General features: G+C 71.4%; 12 protein-coding genes and 1 pseudogene. 8 read left to right on the top strand and 5 right to left on the bottom strand.

The annotated features are described in order from the left end of the window. Positions 1-26: 26 nt before the first annotated feature. Positions 27-1,616 (top strand): helix-turn-helix domain-containing protein, encoded by a 1,590-nt coding sequence (locus ACIBVQ_RS39775; RefSeq protein ID WP_352012066.1) that lies wholly within the window; start codon positions 27-29, stop codon positions 1,614-1,616. A gap of 220 nt (positions 1,617-1,836) precedes the next feature. On the opposite strand, the gene ACIBVQ_RS39770 is transcribed toward ACIBVQ_RS39775, so the two are convergent. Then, complete coding sequence (locus ACIBVQ_RS39770) at positions 1,837-2,943, bottom strand: RNA-guided endonuclease InsQ/TnpB family protein (RefSeq protein ID WP_399184092.1); 1,107 nt, start codon at positions 2,941-2,943, stop codon at positions 1,837-1,839. A 115-nt stretch (positions 2,944-3,058) separates the two neighbouring features. On the opposite strand from ACIBVQ_RS39770, the gene ACIBVQ_RS39765 reads away from it, so the two are divergent. From ACIBVQ_RS39765 to ACIBVQ_RS39750, 4 genes are all read left to right on the top strand, one after another. Beyond that, the gene (locus ACIBVQ_RS39765) at positions 3,059-4,645 is read left to right on the top strand and encodes an ABC transporter substrate-binding protein (protein ID WP_399184090.1); all 1,587 of its coding nucleotides are present in this window, start codon (positions 3,059-3,061) and stop codon (positions 4,643-4,645) included. A gap of 78 nt (positions 4,646-4,723) precedes the next feature. After that, positions 4,724-5,650: an ABC transporter permease gene (locus tag ACIBVQ_RS39760; RefSeq protein ID WP_399184088.1), complete on the top strand. Its 927-nt coding sequence runs from the start codon at positions 4,724-4,726 to the stop codon at positions 5,648-5,650. Continuing rightward, positions 5,650-7,473 carry a dipeptide/oligopeptide/nickel ABC transporter permease/ATP-binding protein gene (locus ACIBVQ_RS39755; protein ID WP_399184086.1) on the top strand — a complete coding sequence of 608 codons (1,824 nt, stop codon included), beginning with the start codon at positions 5,650-5,652 and terminating at the stop codon, positions 7,471-7,473. The genes ACIBVQ_RS39760 and ACIBVQ_RS39755 overlap by 1 nt, the downstream gene beginning before the upstream one ends. After that, on the top strand, positions 7,470-8,165 hold the full coding sequence (locus ACIBVQ_RS39750; protein ID WP_352012071.1) for an ATP-binding cassette domain-containing protein: 696 nt from the start codon (positions 7,470-7,472) through the stop codon (positions 8,163-8,165). The genes ACIBVQ_RS39755 and ACIBVQ_RS39750 overlap by 4 nt, the downstream gene beginning before the upstream one ends. Positions 8,166-8,169: 4 nt before the next feature. Here the strand turns inward: ACIBVQ_RS39750 and ACIBVQ_RS39745 are convergent, their stop codons facing one another. Then, positions 8,170-9,021: a hypothetical protein gene (locus ACIBVQ_RS39745; RefSeq protein ID WP_399184084.1), complete on the bottom strand. Its 852-nt coding sequence runs from the start codon at positions 9,019-9,021 to the stop codon at positions 8,170-8,172. A 242-nt stretch (positions 9,022-9,263) separates the two neighbouring features. Between ACIBVQ_RS39745 and efeU the strand changes: the two genes are divergently transcribed. Genes efeU through efeB form a run of 3 tightly spaced genes read left to right on the top strand, consistent with a single transcriptional unit; the run spans position 9,264 to position 12,572 of the window. Continuing rightward, entirely contained in the window at positions 9,264-10,112 is an 849-nt protein-coding gene (gene efeU / locus ACIBVQ_RS39740; protein ID WP_399184082.1) for an iron uptake transporter permease EfeU, read from the top strand. Between the two features lie 14 nt (positions 10,113-10,126). Further along, a complete protein-coding gene (efeO, locus tag ACIBVQ_RS39735) occupies positions 10,127-11,269 on the top strand; it encodes an iron uptake system protein EfeO (RefSeq protein ID WP_352012074.1) in 1,143 nt (380 codons plus the stop codon). Between the two features lie 43 nt (positions 11,270-11,312). Next, on the top strand, positions 11,313-12,572 hold the full coding sequence (efeB, locus tag ACIBVQ_RS39730; RefSeq protein WP_362775927.1) for an iron uptake transporter deferrochelatase/peroxidase subunit: 1,260 nt from the start codon (positions 11,313-11,315) through the stop codon (positions 12,570-12,572). A gap of 66 nt (positions 12,573-12,638) precedes the next feature. On the opposite strand, the gene menC is transcribed toward efeB, so the two are convergent. From menC to ACIBVQ_RS39715, 3 genes and pseudogenes are all read right to left on the bottom strand, one after another. Then, positions 12,639-13,757, bottom strand: a complete 1,119-nt coding sequence (gene menC / locus ACIBVQ_RS39725) for an o-succinylbenzoate synthase (protein WP_362775925.1) — start codon at positions 13,755-13,757, stop codon at positions 12,639-12,641. Between the two features lie 80 nt (positions 13,758-13,837). Then, positions 13,838-14,644, bottom strand: a complete 807-nt coding sequence (locus ACIBVQ_RS39720; RefSeq protein WP_399184078.1) for a GNAT family N-acetyltransferase — start codon at positions 14,642-14,644, stop codon at positions 13,838-13,840. Next, a pseudogene (locus ACIBVQ_RS39715) lies at positions 14,641-14,859 on the bottom strand (membrane dipeptidase); the annotation flags it as partial. The gene ACIBVQ_RS39720 and the pseudogene ACIBVQ_RS39715, both read right to left, overlap by 4 nt.

Here is a 14,859-nt window from a genome sequence, read left to right as displayed (position 1 = left end):
CACTTTATGTCCATTATCGTGAGCGGATGAGCAATCGGCCACGTTCCAGCCTCCGGCGCATCCTGGAAGATCTGGGAAGCACGGTGCTGGACGTGGCCGCCTCGCCCGGCGAGCTCGACGCCGAGGTCACCGGCGTGCACATCTACGACCCCCTCGACGAGCTGCTGCTCGCCGAGGGGAACATCCTGCTGGCCGTCGGGGTCGACCGCGCCGAGCAGATCTGCGCCCTGCTCGACGCGGCGGGCCCGGCGGCGGGCGTCGTCGTCAAGCAGCCCGTCGACGTCGACGAACTCGTCCGCGCCAAGGTGCTGGAGACCGGGGTCGCGGTCCTCGGGCTGACCAGGGCCGCCTCCTGGGCGCAGGTGGCGGCCCTGCTGCGCTCCCTGCTGGCCGAGGGCGACCTGGCCGAGCCGGGGGAGGCCCCTGCCGACGACCTGTTCTCGCTGGCCAACGCCGTGTGCGCGCTGCTGGACGCCCCGGTGACCATCGAGGACCGCTCCTCCAGGGTGCTGGCCTACTCGGGACGGCAGGACGAGGCCGACCCGGGCCGCGTCGAGACGGTGCTCGGCCGCCAGGTGCCCATGCGCTACCGGCGGATGCTGGAGGAACGCGGCTTCTTCAGGAAGCTCTACCAGAGCCACGAGCCGATCTACCTGGAACTGGACGGCGACAGCATCCACCGGGCCGCGGTCGCCGTACGGTCGGGCGACGAGATCCTCGGCTCCATCTGGGCCGCGGTGCGCGAACCGCTGAGCGACCAGCGGCAGCGCGCCCTCGCCGACGCCGCCAAGATCGTCGCCCTGCAGCTGCTGCGGCAGCGGGCCGGGGCCGACACCCGCCGCAGGCTCCGCGCCGACCTGCTGTCGACCGTGCTGGCCGGGGGCAAGGACGCCGCGGAGGCCGCGGGACGGCTCGGCGTCGCCAGCGAACGGCTGTGCGTGCTCGCCGCCCAGCTCAGCGGCAGGTCCGACGGCGACGCCGCGCGCAGGGAGAGCGACAGGCAGCGCTTCTGCGACGCGCTCGCCCTGCACGTCGGGGCCATCCACCCCAAGGCGGCGGCCGCGCTGGTCGGCTCGGTCGCCTACGCCGTCCTGCCGCTGCACGCGGGCAGCGGTGGCGAGGAGGAGTCGCGGGCCGTACGGGTCGCCGAGAGCTTCCTGGCCCGCGTCGGCCCGAGACACCCCGCCAACATCGGGGTCGGGCGCCTGGCGGGAAACCTCTCCGAGGTGGCCAGGTCCAGGGCCGACGCCGACAGGGCGCTGCGCGTGCTGCGCGCCAGGGAGGCCTCCGGCGCCGTCGCCGGCTACACCGGCGTGCACTTCGAGGCGCTGCTGCTGCAGCTGGCCGACCTGGCCGAGGCGGAGGAGCAGGCGCCGACCGGCCCCTACGAACGGCTGCTGGCCTACGACGCCGAACACGGCAGCGAGCTCGTCCCCACCCTGCGGGCCTACCTCGACGCCTTCGGCGACGTCAACGCCGCCGCGGCCAGGGTCCACGTGCACGCCAACACCTTCCGTTACCGGCTGAAGCGGCTCACCGAGATCGGCGGCCTGGACCTGGGCGACTCCGAGGCCAGGCTGACCGTGATGCTCCAGATGCGGATCTTCGGCAGATAACACGACGGGCGACCCGCTTTTTGTGATTGAGCACGAAGAACGAGCCGCGCGAAAGAGCGATTGTGGGGCATCGCCCTCCACCTTCCTGGAGTTCCGTTGACATCCTCCTCTCCCTGAAGGGAGGGGATTCCCGCGGTCGCCCGTGGGGGTTCCTGCTTCACGGCCAGTTGCCCGCCCGAGAGGACTCTCGTTGAGGTCTTACACCAGCTCAGCAGGCGTTTTACCTCTCCGCCAGCCCGGCGGCGAGGATGTTCTTCGCGGCGTTGACGTCCCGGTCGTGGACCGCGCCGCATGGGCAGGCCCACTCCCGGACGTTCAGCGGCATCCTGCCTTGCAGGGTCCCGCACGCCGAGCACAGCTTCGAACTCGGGAACCAGCGGTCCACCGCCACCAGTTCCCGCCCGTACCACCGGGCTTTGTACTCCAGCATCAAGCGCAGTTCCCGCCAGGAGGCATCCGAGATGGCGCGGGCCAGCGAGCGGTTCCTCATCATGTTGCGGACGGTCAGGTCCTCCACGGCGATCACTTGGTTCTCGCGAACAAGCCGTGTGGTGACCTTGTGCAGGTGATCCCTCCTGCGGTCGGCGATCCGGGCGTACACCTTGGCCACCTTCAGCTTGGCTTTGGCCCGGTTCGCACTGCCCTTCTCCTTGCGGGCGAGCGCCCGCTGAGCCTTGGCCAGTTTGCGCCGGTCGACCCGCTCGTGACGCGGGTTGGCGATCTTCTCTCCGGTCGAGAGGACAAGCAGGTGGTTCAGGCCCGCGTCGATTCCCACGTTCGCTTCGACGGACGGAAGCGGAGCGATCTTTTCCTCGACCAGCAGGGACACGAACCAGCGGCCCGCGGCGTCTTTCGACACGGTCACCGTGGACGGCTCCGCGTCCTGCGGGAGCGGGCGCGACCACACGATGTTCAGCGGCGCGTCCATCTTCGCCAGCGTCAACCGGCCGTCCCTCCAGCGGAACGCCGAGCGGGTGTACTCCGCCGACGGTCGCGACTTCTTCTTGCTCTTGAACGTCGGGTACTTCGCGCGCTTGGCGAAGAAGTTCGCGAACCCCGCCTGAAGGTGGCGGAGTGCCTGCTGAAGCGGGACGGACGACACCTCGGACAGGAAGTCGTGGTCGCCGTCGCGCTTCCACTCGGTCAGGCGCGCGGACGACTCCACGTAGGAGACGCGGTGCCCTTCCAAGGTGTAGGCGCGGGTCCGCTCCTCAAGCGCTTTGTTGTAGACGAGGCGGACGCAGCCGAACGTCCGGGCGAGATCTTCGGCCTGCTCGGGGGTCGGGTGGAAGCGGTACTTGTAGGCCCGCTTCACGATCTGCGCCATGCCTCACATTCTAACAACGATCAGCTAAGACTCGTTCGTGCGTTCGATACAGCGGCGCCGTGCCACGTTTCCTCCCTGCCCTGAAGGACGGGGTATCCACGCTCAAGGAGCTTCGATGAAAAAGACAGGAGCGGTGGCCGCTCTCGCCACCCTGAGCCTGCTCGCGACCGCCTGTGGCGGCACCTCCGACGGCCCCTCGGGCAAGGCCGCGGCGGGAGGCACCTTCTCCTTCGCGCTCAGCGCCGATCCCGGAGCGCTCGACCCGGCCATGGGCATCCTCGGGGTCACCAACACCACGCTGTCGCTGGCCTACGACACCCTGGTCGCCTACGCCCCGGACGGGAAGCTCCTGCCCAGGCTCGCCGAGAAGTGGGACGTCAAGCCGGACTCGGTGACCTTCACCCTGCGCAGGGACGTCACCTGCTCCGACGGCTCCAAGCTGACCCCGTCCGACGTTGCCGAGAACGTCAAGCACATCGCCGACCCCGCGACGCAGTCCCCCGTGTACGGCGTGCTCGTCCCCGCCGGGATGAAGGCCGAGGCGGACGACGCGGCGGGCACCGTGACGCTCTCCACGCCCCAGCCGTTCAGCTTCATCCTGGAGAGCACCACGCTGATGTTCGTGGTCTGCGGCAAGGGACTCAAGGACCGTTCCTCGATCGCGCACGCCACCTCGGGCTCGGGGCCGTACACGCTGACCGAGGCGGTGCCCAGCGACCACTACACCTTCAAACTGCGTGAGGACTACGTCTGGGGGCCGGGTGGCGCGGCGACGAAGGGGTCCGGCATGCCGGAGAAGGTCGTGCTGAAGGTCGTGCCGAACGAGCAGACCGCCGCCAACATGCTGATCTCCGGCGACCTCAACGGGGCGATCGTCTACGGCGCCGACCGCAAGCGTCTTGAGGCCACCCCGGGCATGGGCAAGACGATCGCGTCGGCGGGCAACGGGCAGTTCTTCTACCACCAGGGCGACGATCGGCCCGCCAAGGACCCGGCGGTGCGCAAGGCGCTCACCCAGGCGATCAACCTCCCCGAACTGGCCGGGATCGCCACCAGCGGCACGGGACGGCCGGCGACCGGGCTGGTCGGCGACCCCAAGCCCTGCCAGGGCGACAGCGTCACCGGCCACGTCCCGGCGTTCGACCCGGCGGCCTCCGCCGCGGCGCTGGACGCCGCCGGTTGGAAGGCCGGAGCCGACGGCGTCCGTGTCAAGGACGGCAAGCGGCTCAGCCTGCGCCTGCTGTACGTGACCACGAAGGGCGCGGGAATCCAGGCCGCCAACGAGTACCTCGCCCAGTCCTGGAAGAAGGCCGGTGTCGAGGTCACGCTGAACGGCGTCATCGACACCAAGCTGTCGGAGTCGCTCAACGCCGCCCAGGACTGGGACGTGGTCTGGCTGCCCATCGGGGTCACGCTTCCCACCCAGCTGGTCGGGTTCCTGTCCGGCCCCGCGGCCCCCAAGGGCGCCAACTTCGCCCACCTGAGCAACCAGCGCTACAGCGAACTCGTCGCCGAGGCCGTGACCAAGCCCGGCGAGGAGGGCTGCAAGCTCTGGACCCAGGCCGAGTCGGCCCTGTTCGAGGCCTCCGACCTGGTGCCCGCCGTGGACACCACCATGCTCATCGCCAAGCGGAACGCCACGTTCGACATGGTGGCGGGCACGTTCGTGCCGACCTCCATCCGGATGACCGAGGCGGGCTGAGTGGCCGTCATCCCTCGTCTGCGGGGCCGCCGCCCGTCCACGGACGGCGGCTCCCGGGGCCGTGCGCGAGGGGCGTTCGTGCTGCGGCACCTCGTCCGTTTCGTGATCTCGCTGGCCGTGCTGCTCGTCGCGTCGTTCGCGATGATCCACCTCATCCCGGGCGACCCGGTGCGCGCCTCGCTCGGCCCGGCGGCCCCGGTCGAACTGGTGGAGGCCAGGCGCGCGGCCCTCGGTCTCGACCAGCCGATCCTCACCCAGCTCGCCTCCTACGTCGGCCACGTGCTCTCCGGCGACTTCGGCACCTCCTTCCTCAGCGGGGAGCCGGTCGGCGAGGTCATCGCCTCCCGGCTGCCGAACACCCTGGCGCTGGCCCTGCTCGCGACCGTCGTCGCCCTGCTGGTGGCGGTCCCGCTCGGCATGTGGGCGGGGGTCCGTACGGAGAACGGCCGCAACCGGGGCACCGAGGCGGCCTTCACCTCGGCCACCGGCACGGCCGTCGCGATACCGGAGTTCCTCTACGCCATCGCCGCGGTGGCCCTGTTCGCCATCGGGCTCGGCTGGTTCCCGCCCGCGGGCAAGGGCGGCCCCGAGTCCTACGTGCTGCCCGTCCTGGCCCTGGCCATCGCCCCCGCCGCGATGATCGCCCGCATCTCCCGGGTGGAGACGCTACGCGAACTCGGCAGCGACTACGTACGGCTGGCACGTGCCAAACGGCTGCCCTCCGCCCGGATCCACCTGCGGCACGTCCTGCCCAACACGCTCACCGCGACCCTCACCATCGGCGGCCTGCTGCTCACCGGCCTGATCGCCGGGAGTGTACTGGTCGAGTACGTCTTCGCCTGGCCCGGTCTCGGCCTGCGGATCGTGGAGTCGATCACCCAGAAGGACTATCCCGTCGCCCAGGGCGTGATCCTCGTCTACGGCGCGATCGTGCTCGTGGTGAACCTGCTCGTCGACGTGCTGCTCGGCCTGCTCGACCCGACCTCCGCCCTGAAGGAGACCTGATGCGGCACCTGCTGCGGACCCCGGCGGGGCTCGCCGGGACCATACTGGTCACGCTCATGGTGGTCCTTGCCGTCATCGGGCCGCCGATCTGGGGGGCGGAGGCCGAGCGCATCGACCCGGCGGCCATCCTCCAGGGGGTCTCGGGCGAACACCTCCTCGGCACCGACAACCTGGGCCGGGACATCCTGGCCAGGGTGCTCGTCGCCGGACGGCTCTCCCTCGTCCTGGCCCTGCTGACCACGCTCATCGGCGCGGCCGCGGGCGTCGTGCTCGGCGCGCTGCCCTCGGTGCTGCCCCGCAGGGGCGCCCGCCTGGTCACCGGCACGGTCAACGCCCTGGTCGCCTTCCCCAGCCTGCTGCTGGCCATGTTCACCGCGGTGATCTCCGGGCTGGGCGCCAAGGGGGCCGTGCTCGGCATCGGCGTGGCCCTCGCGCCCGGCTTCGCGCGGCTCACCCAGACGCTCGCCGCCTCCGTCGCGAGCGCCGACTACGTGGCGGCCTCCAGGATGCTCGGCGTGCCCCGGATGCGGGTCATGACCCGCCACGTCCTGCCCAACATCGCCGAACCGCTGATCCTCAACCTCACCCAGGCGCTGGGCAACGCCCTGCTCGCGCTGGCCGGGATGTCCTTCCTCGGGCTCGGCGTGCAGCCTCCGTCGTTCGACTGGGGCCGTCTGCTGTTCGACGGGTTCGGCCGCATCTACGACACCCCGGCCGTCGCCCTCGGCCCCGCCGTGGCGGTCGCGCTCGCGGGCATCGGGTTCAACCTGCTCGGAGACGCCCTGGCCAGGGCGGCGGCACGCGGCGGCGCGGCGGTCAAGGCCGCCCCCGCGGGCGCGGCCGTACCCCGGCAGGAGACCGAGCCCGACCCCGAGGCCGTCCTGGAGGTGCGCGACCTCACCGTCACCTTCCCCGGCGGCGTGACCCCGGTCCGCGGCCTGTCGCTGACCATCGCACCCGGTGAGATCGTCGGCCTGGTCGGCGAGTCGGGCAGCGGCAAGAGCCTGACCGCCTCGGCCGTCGGCGGCCTGGTGCCCTACCCGGGCGAGGTGACGGCGAGCAGGCTGCGGCTGTGCGGCTCCGACCTCGACGACCTGACCGAGCAGCAGCGCCGCAAGCTGCTCGGCACCTCGCTCGCCATGGTCTTCCAGGACCCGATGGCCTCCCTCAACCCCGCGCTGCGGATCGGCGGCCAGCTCGCCGAGGTGTCCACCGTGCACCAGGGGGCGGGGCGCGCCCAGGCCTGGGAACGGGCGGTCGACCGCCTCGACCACGTGCGCATCCCCGAACCCGCCAGGCGGGCCCGCCAGCACCCCCACGAGCTGTCCGGCGGCATGCGCCAGCGCGTGGTGATCGCGATGGGCCTGATGGGCACGCCACGGCTCATCATCGCCGACGAGCCGACCACCGCGCTCGACGTGACGGTGCAGCGGCAGATCCTGCGCCTGCTGCGCCAGGTGACCGCGGAGACCGGCGCCGCGACCCTGTTCATCTCCCACGACATCGCCGTGGTCGGGGAGCTGTGCCACCGGGTCGTCGTCATGTACGCGGGCAGGGTGGTCGAGGAACTGCCCGTCGAGCAGCTCGCCACGGGCGCCGCGCACCCCTACACCCGCGCCCTGGTCGCCTCGCTGCCCGACATGGACACCGACAGGTCCCTGCCGCTGGCCAGCATCCCCGGCCGTCAGCCCGCCCCGGCCGAGGTCGGTTCCGGCTGCGCCTTCGCCGACCGCTGCGAGCTGGCCGGCGACCGCTGCGCCGAACTGCCGCCCCTCGTCCCGTACGGCAAGGCGCACCGCGTCGCCTGCTGGGAGGCCTCATGATCATCAAGAACCTGACGGTGCGGTTCGGTGCCTTCACCGCCGTCGACGACGTCACGCTGGAGATCCCGCCGGGGGCGATCGTCGGGCTGGTCGGGGAGTCCGGCTCGGGCAAGTCGACCCTGGCCAAGGCGGTGACCGGGCTGGTGCCGTACCGGGGGGAGATCACCGGGGCCGATCCGCGGCGCATCCAGATGGTCTTCCAGAACCCCTACGCCTCCCTCGACCCCAGGATGACCGTCGGCGCCTCGGTCGGCGAGGGGCTCCGCCTGCCCCGCGCGGAACGCCGGGCCGAGGTCGAGCGGCTGCTCTCGCTGGTCTCGCTGCCCGCGGCCCTGGCCGGTCGCTACCCGCGCGAGCTGTCGGGCGGCATGCGGCAGCGGGTGGCCGTCGCCAGGGCGCTGGGCGCCAGGCCCGAGCTGCTGGTCGCCGACGAGATCACCTCCGCCCTGGACGTCTCCGTGCAGGGCGCGGTGCTCAACCTCGTCCGCTCGCTGCGCGAGGAACTCGGCCTGTCGATGCTGTTCATCTCGCACAACCTCGCCGTGGTCCGCTACGTCTCCGACGTCGTCGCGGTGATGCACCAGGGCAGGCTGGTGGAGACGGGGCCGACCGAGGAGGTCGTCGGCGCCCCGCGGCACGACTACACCCGCTCCCTGCTCGAAGCCGTCCCCCGCCTGGGCCGTACCTCCTGAGACGTCACGGCCTGGGGGCGCCGATCGGGTTGGGCACCGGGACGACACCGGTGTCGACGAGGTGCCTGCCGAGCGGGGCGGCCAGCGCGACGACCTCCTTGAGGCCGGACTCCCCGAGGGCGGTGACCGGGTCGGCGGCCAGCCGGTCGGTGGCGTCCTCGATCTCGCGCCGCAGCCGCTCACCGGACCCGGTCAGCCGCCCGGCGCGGTCGAGCAGTCCCCTGGCGGTGAGCCCGTCGTGGCTCTCCCGCCACTCCTCGTCGCTCCAGCCCCGGTTGATCTGGATGGACTCCCTGGTGATCGCCCCGGTGGCCACGTGGGTGAGGATGGCGTCCAGCCCCCGCAGCCCGGCGTGCACCGACGCGATGACGTGCCCGTCCCCCCGGTGCTCACGGAGCACCGTCGCCGCCAGCCACAGGCGCCCCACGGGGTCAGGGGGAGCCGGGACGCCGGACCACCCGGCCGCCAGCGGCCTGCCGTCGAAACGGCACGCCCCGGCCGCCGTCTCCAGCAGCGACGCCAGCCGTTCCAGACCGTCCCGGCCGGGTGGCAGCGCCCGTTCCAGCACGGCGCGTACGGCGTCGAGCCGGGCGGCGAGCACGTCCCCCGGAGAGGTGTGGGCCCAGGCGCCGGGAAGCGCCCTGGCGACCCTGCCGGGGGCGAAGCCGTACAGCACGGCCGTGGCGGCGGGGGCGTCGAGCGGGCCTAGCGGCGCGACCCGCCCGGTGAGGTAACCCGCCCACCACCCCGGCAGTCCCAGCGCCCTGGCCGCTTGGGCGGGCTCGGGCGTGAAGTACACCGCGGCGTGCAACGGCTCGACGGACCGCCAGAGACGTCTGGCCGATGTGGGGTCCACGGGCGTCCTCCTCTCGGATCCTCTCGGCCTCAGTGTGCTGGCCGGTCCGGACGGAGAACAGCGCCGTTTTCGGAAAGCGGACCGGAAACCGGCGCCCCGGCCTCTTCGGCGACGTCGTGGTGAACCGAAACCATCCGGAAGGGAAACTCGACCGGGGACCGGAAAAGGAGCATCCTCGTGTGGAGAGTAAGGTTGCCCTGCCCTAAATTAGGTAAGCCTTCGTAGTTTTCCCGGGAGTCCAGGTGTTCGCCAGCTACCTCATCGGACTGCGAGAGGGCCTCGAAGCGACCCTCGTCGTCTCCGTCCTCGTCGCCTTCCTCGTCAAGAGCGACAGGAAGAACCGGCTTCCCCAGGTCTGGGCGGGCGTCGGCGTGGCCGTCGCCCTCTCCGTCGGGTTCGGCGCCCTGCTGACCTTCACCGCGGCGCACCTCAGCCACGGCCAGCAGGAGATGTTCGACGCCGTCACCTCGCTGCTGGCGACGGTCTTCGTCACCTGGATGATCTTCTGGATGCGCCGGGCCGCCCGCTCCCTCTCCGGTGAGCTGCGGGCCAGGCTGGACGAGGCCATCCAGGTGGGCACCGGCGCCGTCGTGGTCATGTCCTTCCTGGCCGTGGCCCGCGAGGGGCTGGAGACCGCCCTGCTGTTCTTCGCCTCCGTGCAGGGCGCGACGACGTCGGCGAGCCCGCTGATCGGCATCACCCTGGGCATCCTCACCGCCGTCGCCCTCGGCTGGGGCCTGTACCGCAGCGCACTGCGGATCAACCTGACCGTCTTCTTCACCTGGACGGGCCTGCTGCTGATCCTGGTCGCCGGGGGCATCTTCAAGTACGGCGTGCACGACCTGCAGGAGGCCAACATCCTGCCCGGCCTGTCCACCTACGCCTTCGACATCAGCTCCGTCATGCCCGCCGACTCCTGGTACGGCGCGCTGGTGTCCGGGATGTTCAACATCACCCCGCAGCCGAGCGTGCTGGAGACCGCCGCCTGGCTCCTCTACGTCGTGCCCACCCTCTTCCTCTTCCTGCGGCCCCAGCGCAAGCGGCCCGCCTCCCCGCCCCTCTCCGTCTCCGACCCGCGTCCCGCGGCATGAAACCAGGGTTCAACATGCGTACTCCCATCGTCGTCGCCATCGGATTCCTCGCCATGGCGGGCCTGACCGCCTGCTCAGGCGGCGGCACCCCCGCCGCGAGCCCGCAGGCGGCGAGCAGCTCGGCGGGCGGCCCCATCGCCGTCGCCGCGAACGACACCGAGTGCAAGGTCGCGGTCACCGAGGTCACCGCGGGCACCTCGACCTTCACGATCACCAACGCCGGCAGCAAGGTGACCGAGTTCTACGTCTACGCCCCCGGTGACCGGGTGATGGGCGAGGTGGAGAACATCGTGCCCGGCCTGACCCGTGAGGTGATCGTCGAGCTGCCCGCGGGCGCCTACGAGACCGCCTGCAAGCCGGGCATGACCGGCAAGGGCATCAGGGGCCCGCTGAAGGTGACCGGCGAGCACAAGCCGCTCAGCGACGACGCCAAGCTGGCCGAGGCGACGGCGGGCTACAAGCGCTACATCAAGACCCAGAGCGACACCCTGCTGACCAAGACCCAGGAGTTCGTCGACGCGGTCAAGGCCGGTGACATCGACAAGGCCAAGGCGCTCTTCCCGGTCGCGCGGACCTACTGGGAGCGGATCGAGCCGGTCGCGGAGATCTTCGGCGACCTCGACCCGGCCATCGACGCCCGGGAGAACGACCTGGCCGAGGGCGAGAAGTGGACCGGCTTCCACAAGATCGAGAAGGACCTCTGGGTCACCAAGGACGTCAGCAAGGACGGCCCGGTCGCCGACAAGCTGATGGCCGACATCAAGACCATCGTGGACAAGGCCAACGGCGCCGAGATCTCCCCGGTTCTGCTGGGCAACGGCGCCAAGGGCTTGCTGGACGAGGTGGCCTCCGGCAAGATCACCGGTGAGGAGGACCGTTACTCGCACACCGACCTGTGGGACTTCGACGCCAACCTGCAGGGTTCGAAGGCCGCCGTGCAGGCGCTCAGGCCGGTGCTTGAGGAGCGGGCTCCCGACCTGGTCAAGACACTTGACGAGAGGTTCGCCGCGACCGAGGCGGAGCTCGGTACGCACCGCGCGGGCGACGGATGGAAGCTCCACACCGAGCTGTCCAAGGACGAACTGAAGAAGCTGTCAGACTCGATCAACGCGCTGGCCGAACCGATCAGCAAGATCGCCGCGATCGTCGCGAAGTAACCGGGACCGTCGCCTGCGGCGCGGGCCGGACTGAGGAGAAGGCATGAGTGAGCGGATCAGCCGCAGGAAGCTGTTCGGCCTGGGCGCGGCGGGGGTCGCGGCGGCCGGGGCGGGTGTGGTCGCGCTGCGGGCGGGCGAGGGCGGGCAGGGCCCGACCGCGGCCCGTGTCGCCTCCGCCACCGACGCGGTGCCCTTCTACGGCGAGCACCAGGCGGGCATCGTCACCCCGGCCCAGGACCGGCTGCACTTCGTCGCCTTCGACGTCATCACCGACAAGAAGGCCGAGCTCGACGAGCTGATGCAGGAGTGGACGGCCGCCGCGGCACGGATGACCCAGGGCAGGGAGGCGGGCACCTTCGGCGCCGTCGGCGGCCTGCCCGAGGCGCCTCCCGACGACACGGGGGAGGCGCTCGGACTGCCGGCCTCCGGGCTCACCCTGACGGTCGGCTTCGGCGCCTCGCTGTTCGACGACAGGTTCGGCCTGGCGGCCCGCAGACCGGCCGCCATGGCCCCGCTGCCGAAGTTCCCCGGCGACGCCCTGCTGCCGGAGATCTCCGGCGGCGACATCTGCGTCCAGGCGTGCGCGCACGACCCCCAGGTCGCCGTGCACGCCGTGCGCAACCTGGCCCGCATCGGCTTCGGGCGGGTCTCGGTGCGCTGGTCGCAGCTCGGCTTCGGCCGTACCTCCTCGACCTCACGGGCCCAGGCGACGCCCCGCAACCTGATGGGGTTCAAGGACGGCACCAACAACCTCAAGCTGGAGGACGAGGCGCTGCTCGCCGAGCAGCTGTGGGTCGCCCCCGGCGACGGCCAGGACTGGATGACGGGCGGCAGCTACCTGGTCACCAGGAAGATCCGGATGATGGTCGAGACCTGGGACCGGGCCCCGCTGGACGAACAGCAGCAGATCTTCGGCCGTGACAAGGGCGAGGGTGCCCCGCTGGGGAGGAAGGCCGAGTTCGACCCGGTCGACTTCAACGCCAGGGACGCGGCGGGACAGCCGTTCATCAAGGCCGACGCCCACGTACGGCTGGCCCACCCCAGCAGCAACGGCAACGCCCATCTGCTGCGCAGGGGCTACAACTACGTGGACGGCTCGGACGGGCTCGGCCGCCTGGACGCGGGCCTGTTCTTCATGGCCTACCAGCGCGACCCGCACCGCCAGTTCGTCCCGATCCAGCTCTCCCTGGCCAGGCACGACGCGCTCAACGAGTACATCAAGCACGTGTCGAGCGGCCTGTTCGCCTGCCCGGGCGGGGTCCGCGACGCCGGAGACTACTGGGGCAGGACCCTGCTCACCTGAGCCGGGCCCGGCCGTGACGTACGGAGACGGCCCGCGCGGAGGTCGCGCGCGGGCCGTACGGCGTGCTCAGAAGGGGATCCACTCGGTGGAGACCGTGACCTCGTCGAGCAGCTCGGGGATGGGCTCGACGCCGATGCCCGGGCCGGTGGGAACCGGCAGGTGACCGTCCTGGAGGACGAACGGGGCGGTGATGTCGGTGGTGTAGTAACGGCTTGAGGCCGAGGTGTCACCGGGCAGGGTGAAGCCGGGCAGGGCCGCCAGGGCGACGTTGGCGGCGCGGCCGATGCCGGTTTCGAGCATGCCGCCACACCAGACGGCCACGCCGTGGGCACTGGCGAGGTCGTGGATGCGGCGGGCTTCGAGGTAACCGCCGACCCGGCCGGGCTTGATGTTGATGATCGAGCAGGAGCCCAGGGTGATGGCGGCGGCGGCGTGCTCGGCGGAGTGGATGGACTCGTCGAGGCAGACGGGGGTGCTCATCCGCTTGGCGAGCTGGGCGTGCTGGACGAGGTCGTCGTCGGCCAGGGGCTGTTCGATCAGCAGCAGGTCGAAGGCGTCGAGCTTGGCCAGGTGGGGGGCGTCGGCGAGGGTGTAGGCGGCGTTGGCGTCGGCCTGCAGGAGCAGGTCGGGGCCGAAGCGCTCCCGGACGGCGCGGACCGGGGCCAGGTCCCAGCCCGGCTCGATCTTGAGCTTGATGCGCCGGTAACCCTGGCCGACGTAGTCGTCGACGGCGTCGAGCAGGGCCTCGACGGAGTTCATGATGCCGACCGAGACGCCGCAGGGGACGGACGGGACGGCGGCGCCGAGATAGGAGCCGAGAGACTGGCCCGCGGTGCGCAGCCCGGCGTCGAGAACCGCGGTCTCCAGGGCGGACTTGGCCATCTGGTGGCCCCGGTAGCGGCGCAGGGCCCGGTGGACGGCGTTGATGTCGAAGGGGCCGGGCTGGGCCAGGTGGGGGACCAGCGCGGGGACGAGGTAGCGGCGCAGGACGTCGATGGCCGTCTCGGTGTACTCGGGGGAGTAGAGCGGGGCGGTCATCGCGGAGCACTCGCCCCACCCCTCGGTGTCCGGGGTCACCGCGCGCACGAGGAGGGTGTCGCGGTGGTGCTCGGTGCCGAAGGAGGTACGGAAGGGGGCGATGAGGGGCATCGTGATGCGACGGAGTTCGATTCCGGTGATCTTCATGATGTGTGCGGCCGGTGCCGCGTCTCCTTTGCGATGTGCCTGCTGTGGTGTGCCTGCGGTCTTCGGAGCGTCCTGAGGGGTCAGGCGGGGAGCCGGACGACGTAGCTGCTCTTGCGGTGGAAGCCGACGACCTGGGCGCCCCGCGCCATCAGGCCGCCGAGGACCTCGCGCAGGGCCTGGCGCCAGGCGCGGGCCGCGGACGGGTCGGTGTGGCGCAGCGTCTCGATGTCGGCGGGCAGGTCGATCAGCACGATCTCCGCGTCGGTACGGCCGGGCGCGGGGCGGCCGTCCCTGTCGCGCAGCCCGACGACGGCGTCCACCGGGACGTCCACCGCGTACGGCGTGCCCGCCGCCGCGGCGACGACGTGCGGGACGGTCAGCGGCCAGGTCGCCAGGACACGGTCGGACTCGTCACCGGCGTTGATCGCGTCGCCCATGACGCCGTAGAAGGACGGCAGGTACTCGGTGGGGAAGGCGCCGAGCTTGGCCAGGTTGAAGTGGGCGTTGCGGCGCACGAGCGGATCGTAGGTCCAGGTGATGGTGTCCAGGCCGCGGTCGAGGGCCCACAGACGCTGGTGCTGTTTGAGGGCGAAGCCGACGCCGTTGCCCAGGGTGGTCCCGGTGATGTGGGAGTGCAGCGCCCGTCCGGCGGGGGCGGCGAGGAAGCCGACCGAGGCCCCGACCATGCGCCCGTCCAGGTAGGCCCCGGTGATGTAGTTGCCCGCGTGCGACAGCGCCCGCATCAGTTCGACGCTGATCGGCGCGTTGCCCGGCTCCGACTGCCAGATCTCGACGAGCAGCCGGTACACCTCCTCCAGCTCCTCAAGGCGGTGGAGCTCACGGAGACTGACCCCGGTCGCGGTCGCGTCGAGCCCGACCCCGCTCATCGCAGTTCCCGCTGGAACAGACGCCGCACGTTGCCGCCCAGGATCTTGAGGACGTCCTCTTCGGGCAGCCCGCGCCGCAGGAGCGCCTCGGTGACCATGGGCAGGCCACGCGGCCCGTCGAGGCCGGGGATGGCGGCTGTGGCGTCGAGTCCGTCGGGGGCGGTGTCCTCGCAGCAGGGTGGGGTGGTGTCGTGGATGACTTCGCGGACGAAGTC

It is taken from the genome of Streptosporangium sp. NPDC049376 (assembly GCF_044466505.1).
Taxonomy (GTDB): domain Bacteria; phylum Actinomycetota; class Actinomycetes; order Streptosporangiales; family Streptosporangiaceae; genus Streptosporangium.
The sequence above is the reverse complement of the archived record's forward strand: the minus strand, read 5'-3'. Positions and strand labels throughout refer to the sequence as shown.

Bases quoted from the DNA above. Each gene is read 5' to 3' on its own strand.
- ACIBVQ_RS39720 (WP_399184078.1), bottom strand. From the start codon at position 14,644: ATGAGCGGGGTCGGGCTCGACGCGACCGCGACCGGGGTCAGTCTCCGT.
- efeO (WP_352012074.1), top strand. From the start codon at position 10,127: ATGCGTACTCCCATCGTCGTCGCCATCGGATTCCTCGCCATGGCGGGC.
- ACIBVQ_RS39750 (WP_352012071.1), top strand. From the start codon at position 7,470: ATGATCATCAAGAACCTGACGGTGCGGTTCGGTGCCTTCACCGCCGTC.
- ACIBVQ_RS39765 (WP_399184090.1), top strand. From the start codon at position 3,059: ATGAAAAAGACAGGAGCGGTGGCCGCTCTCGCCACCCTGAGCCTGCTC.
- ACIBVQ_RS39755 (WP_399184086.1), top strand. From the start codon at position 5,650: ATGCGGCACCTGCTGCGGACCCCGGCGGGGCTCGCCGGGACCATACTG.
- efeB (WP_362775927.1), top strand. From the start codon at position 11,313: ATGAGTGAGCGGATCAGCCGCAGGAAGCTGTTCGGCCTGGGCGCGGCG.
- ACIBVQ_RS39770 (WP_399184092.1), bottom strand. From the start codon at position 2,943: ATGGCGCAGATCGTGAAGCGGGCCTACAAGTACCGCTTCCACCCGACC.
- ACIBVQ_RS39775 (WP_352012066.1), top strand. From the start codon at position 27: ATGAGCAATCGGCCACGTTCCAGCCTCCGGCGCATCCTGGAAGATCTG.
- menC (WP_362775925.1), bottom strand. From the start codon at position 13,757: ATGAAGATCACCGGAATCGAACTCCGTCGCATCACGATGCCCCTCATC.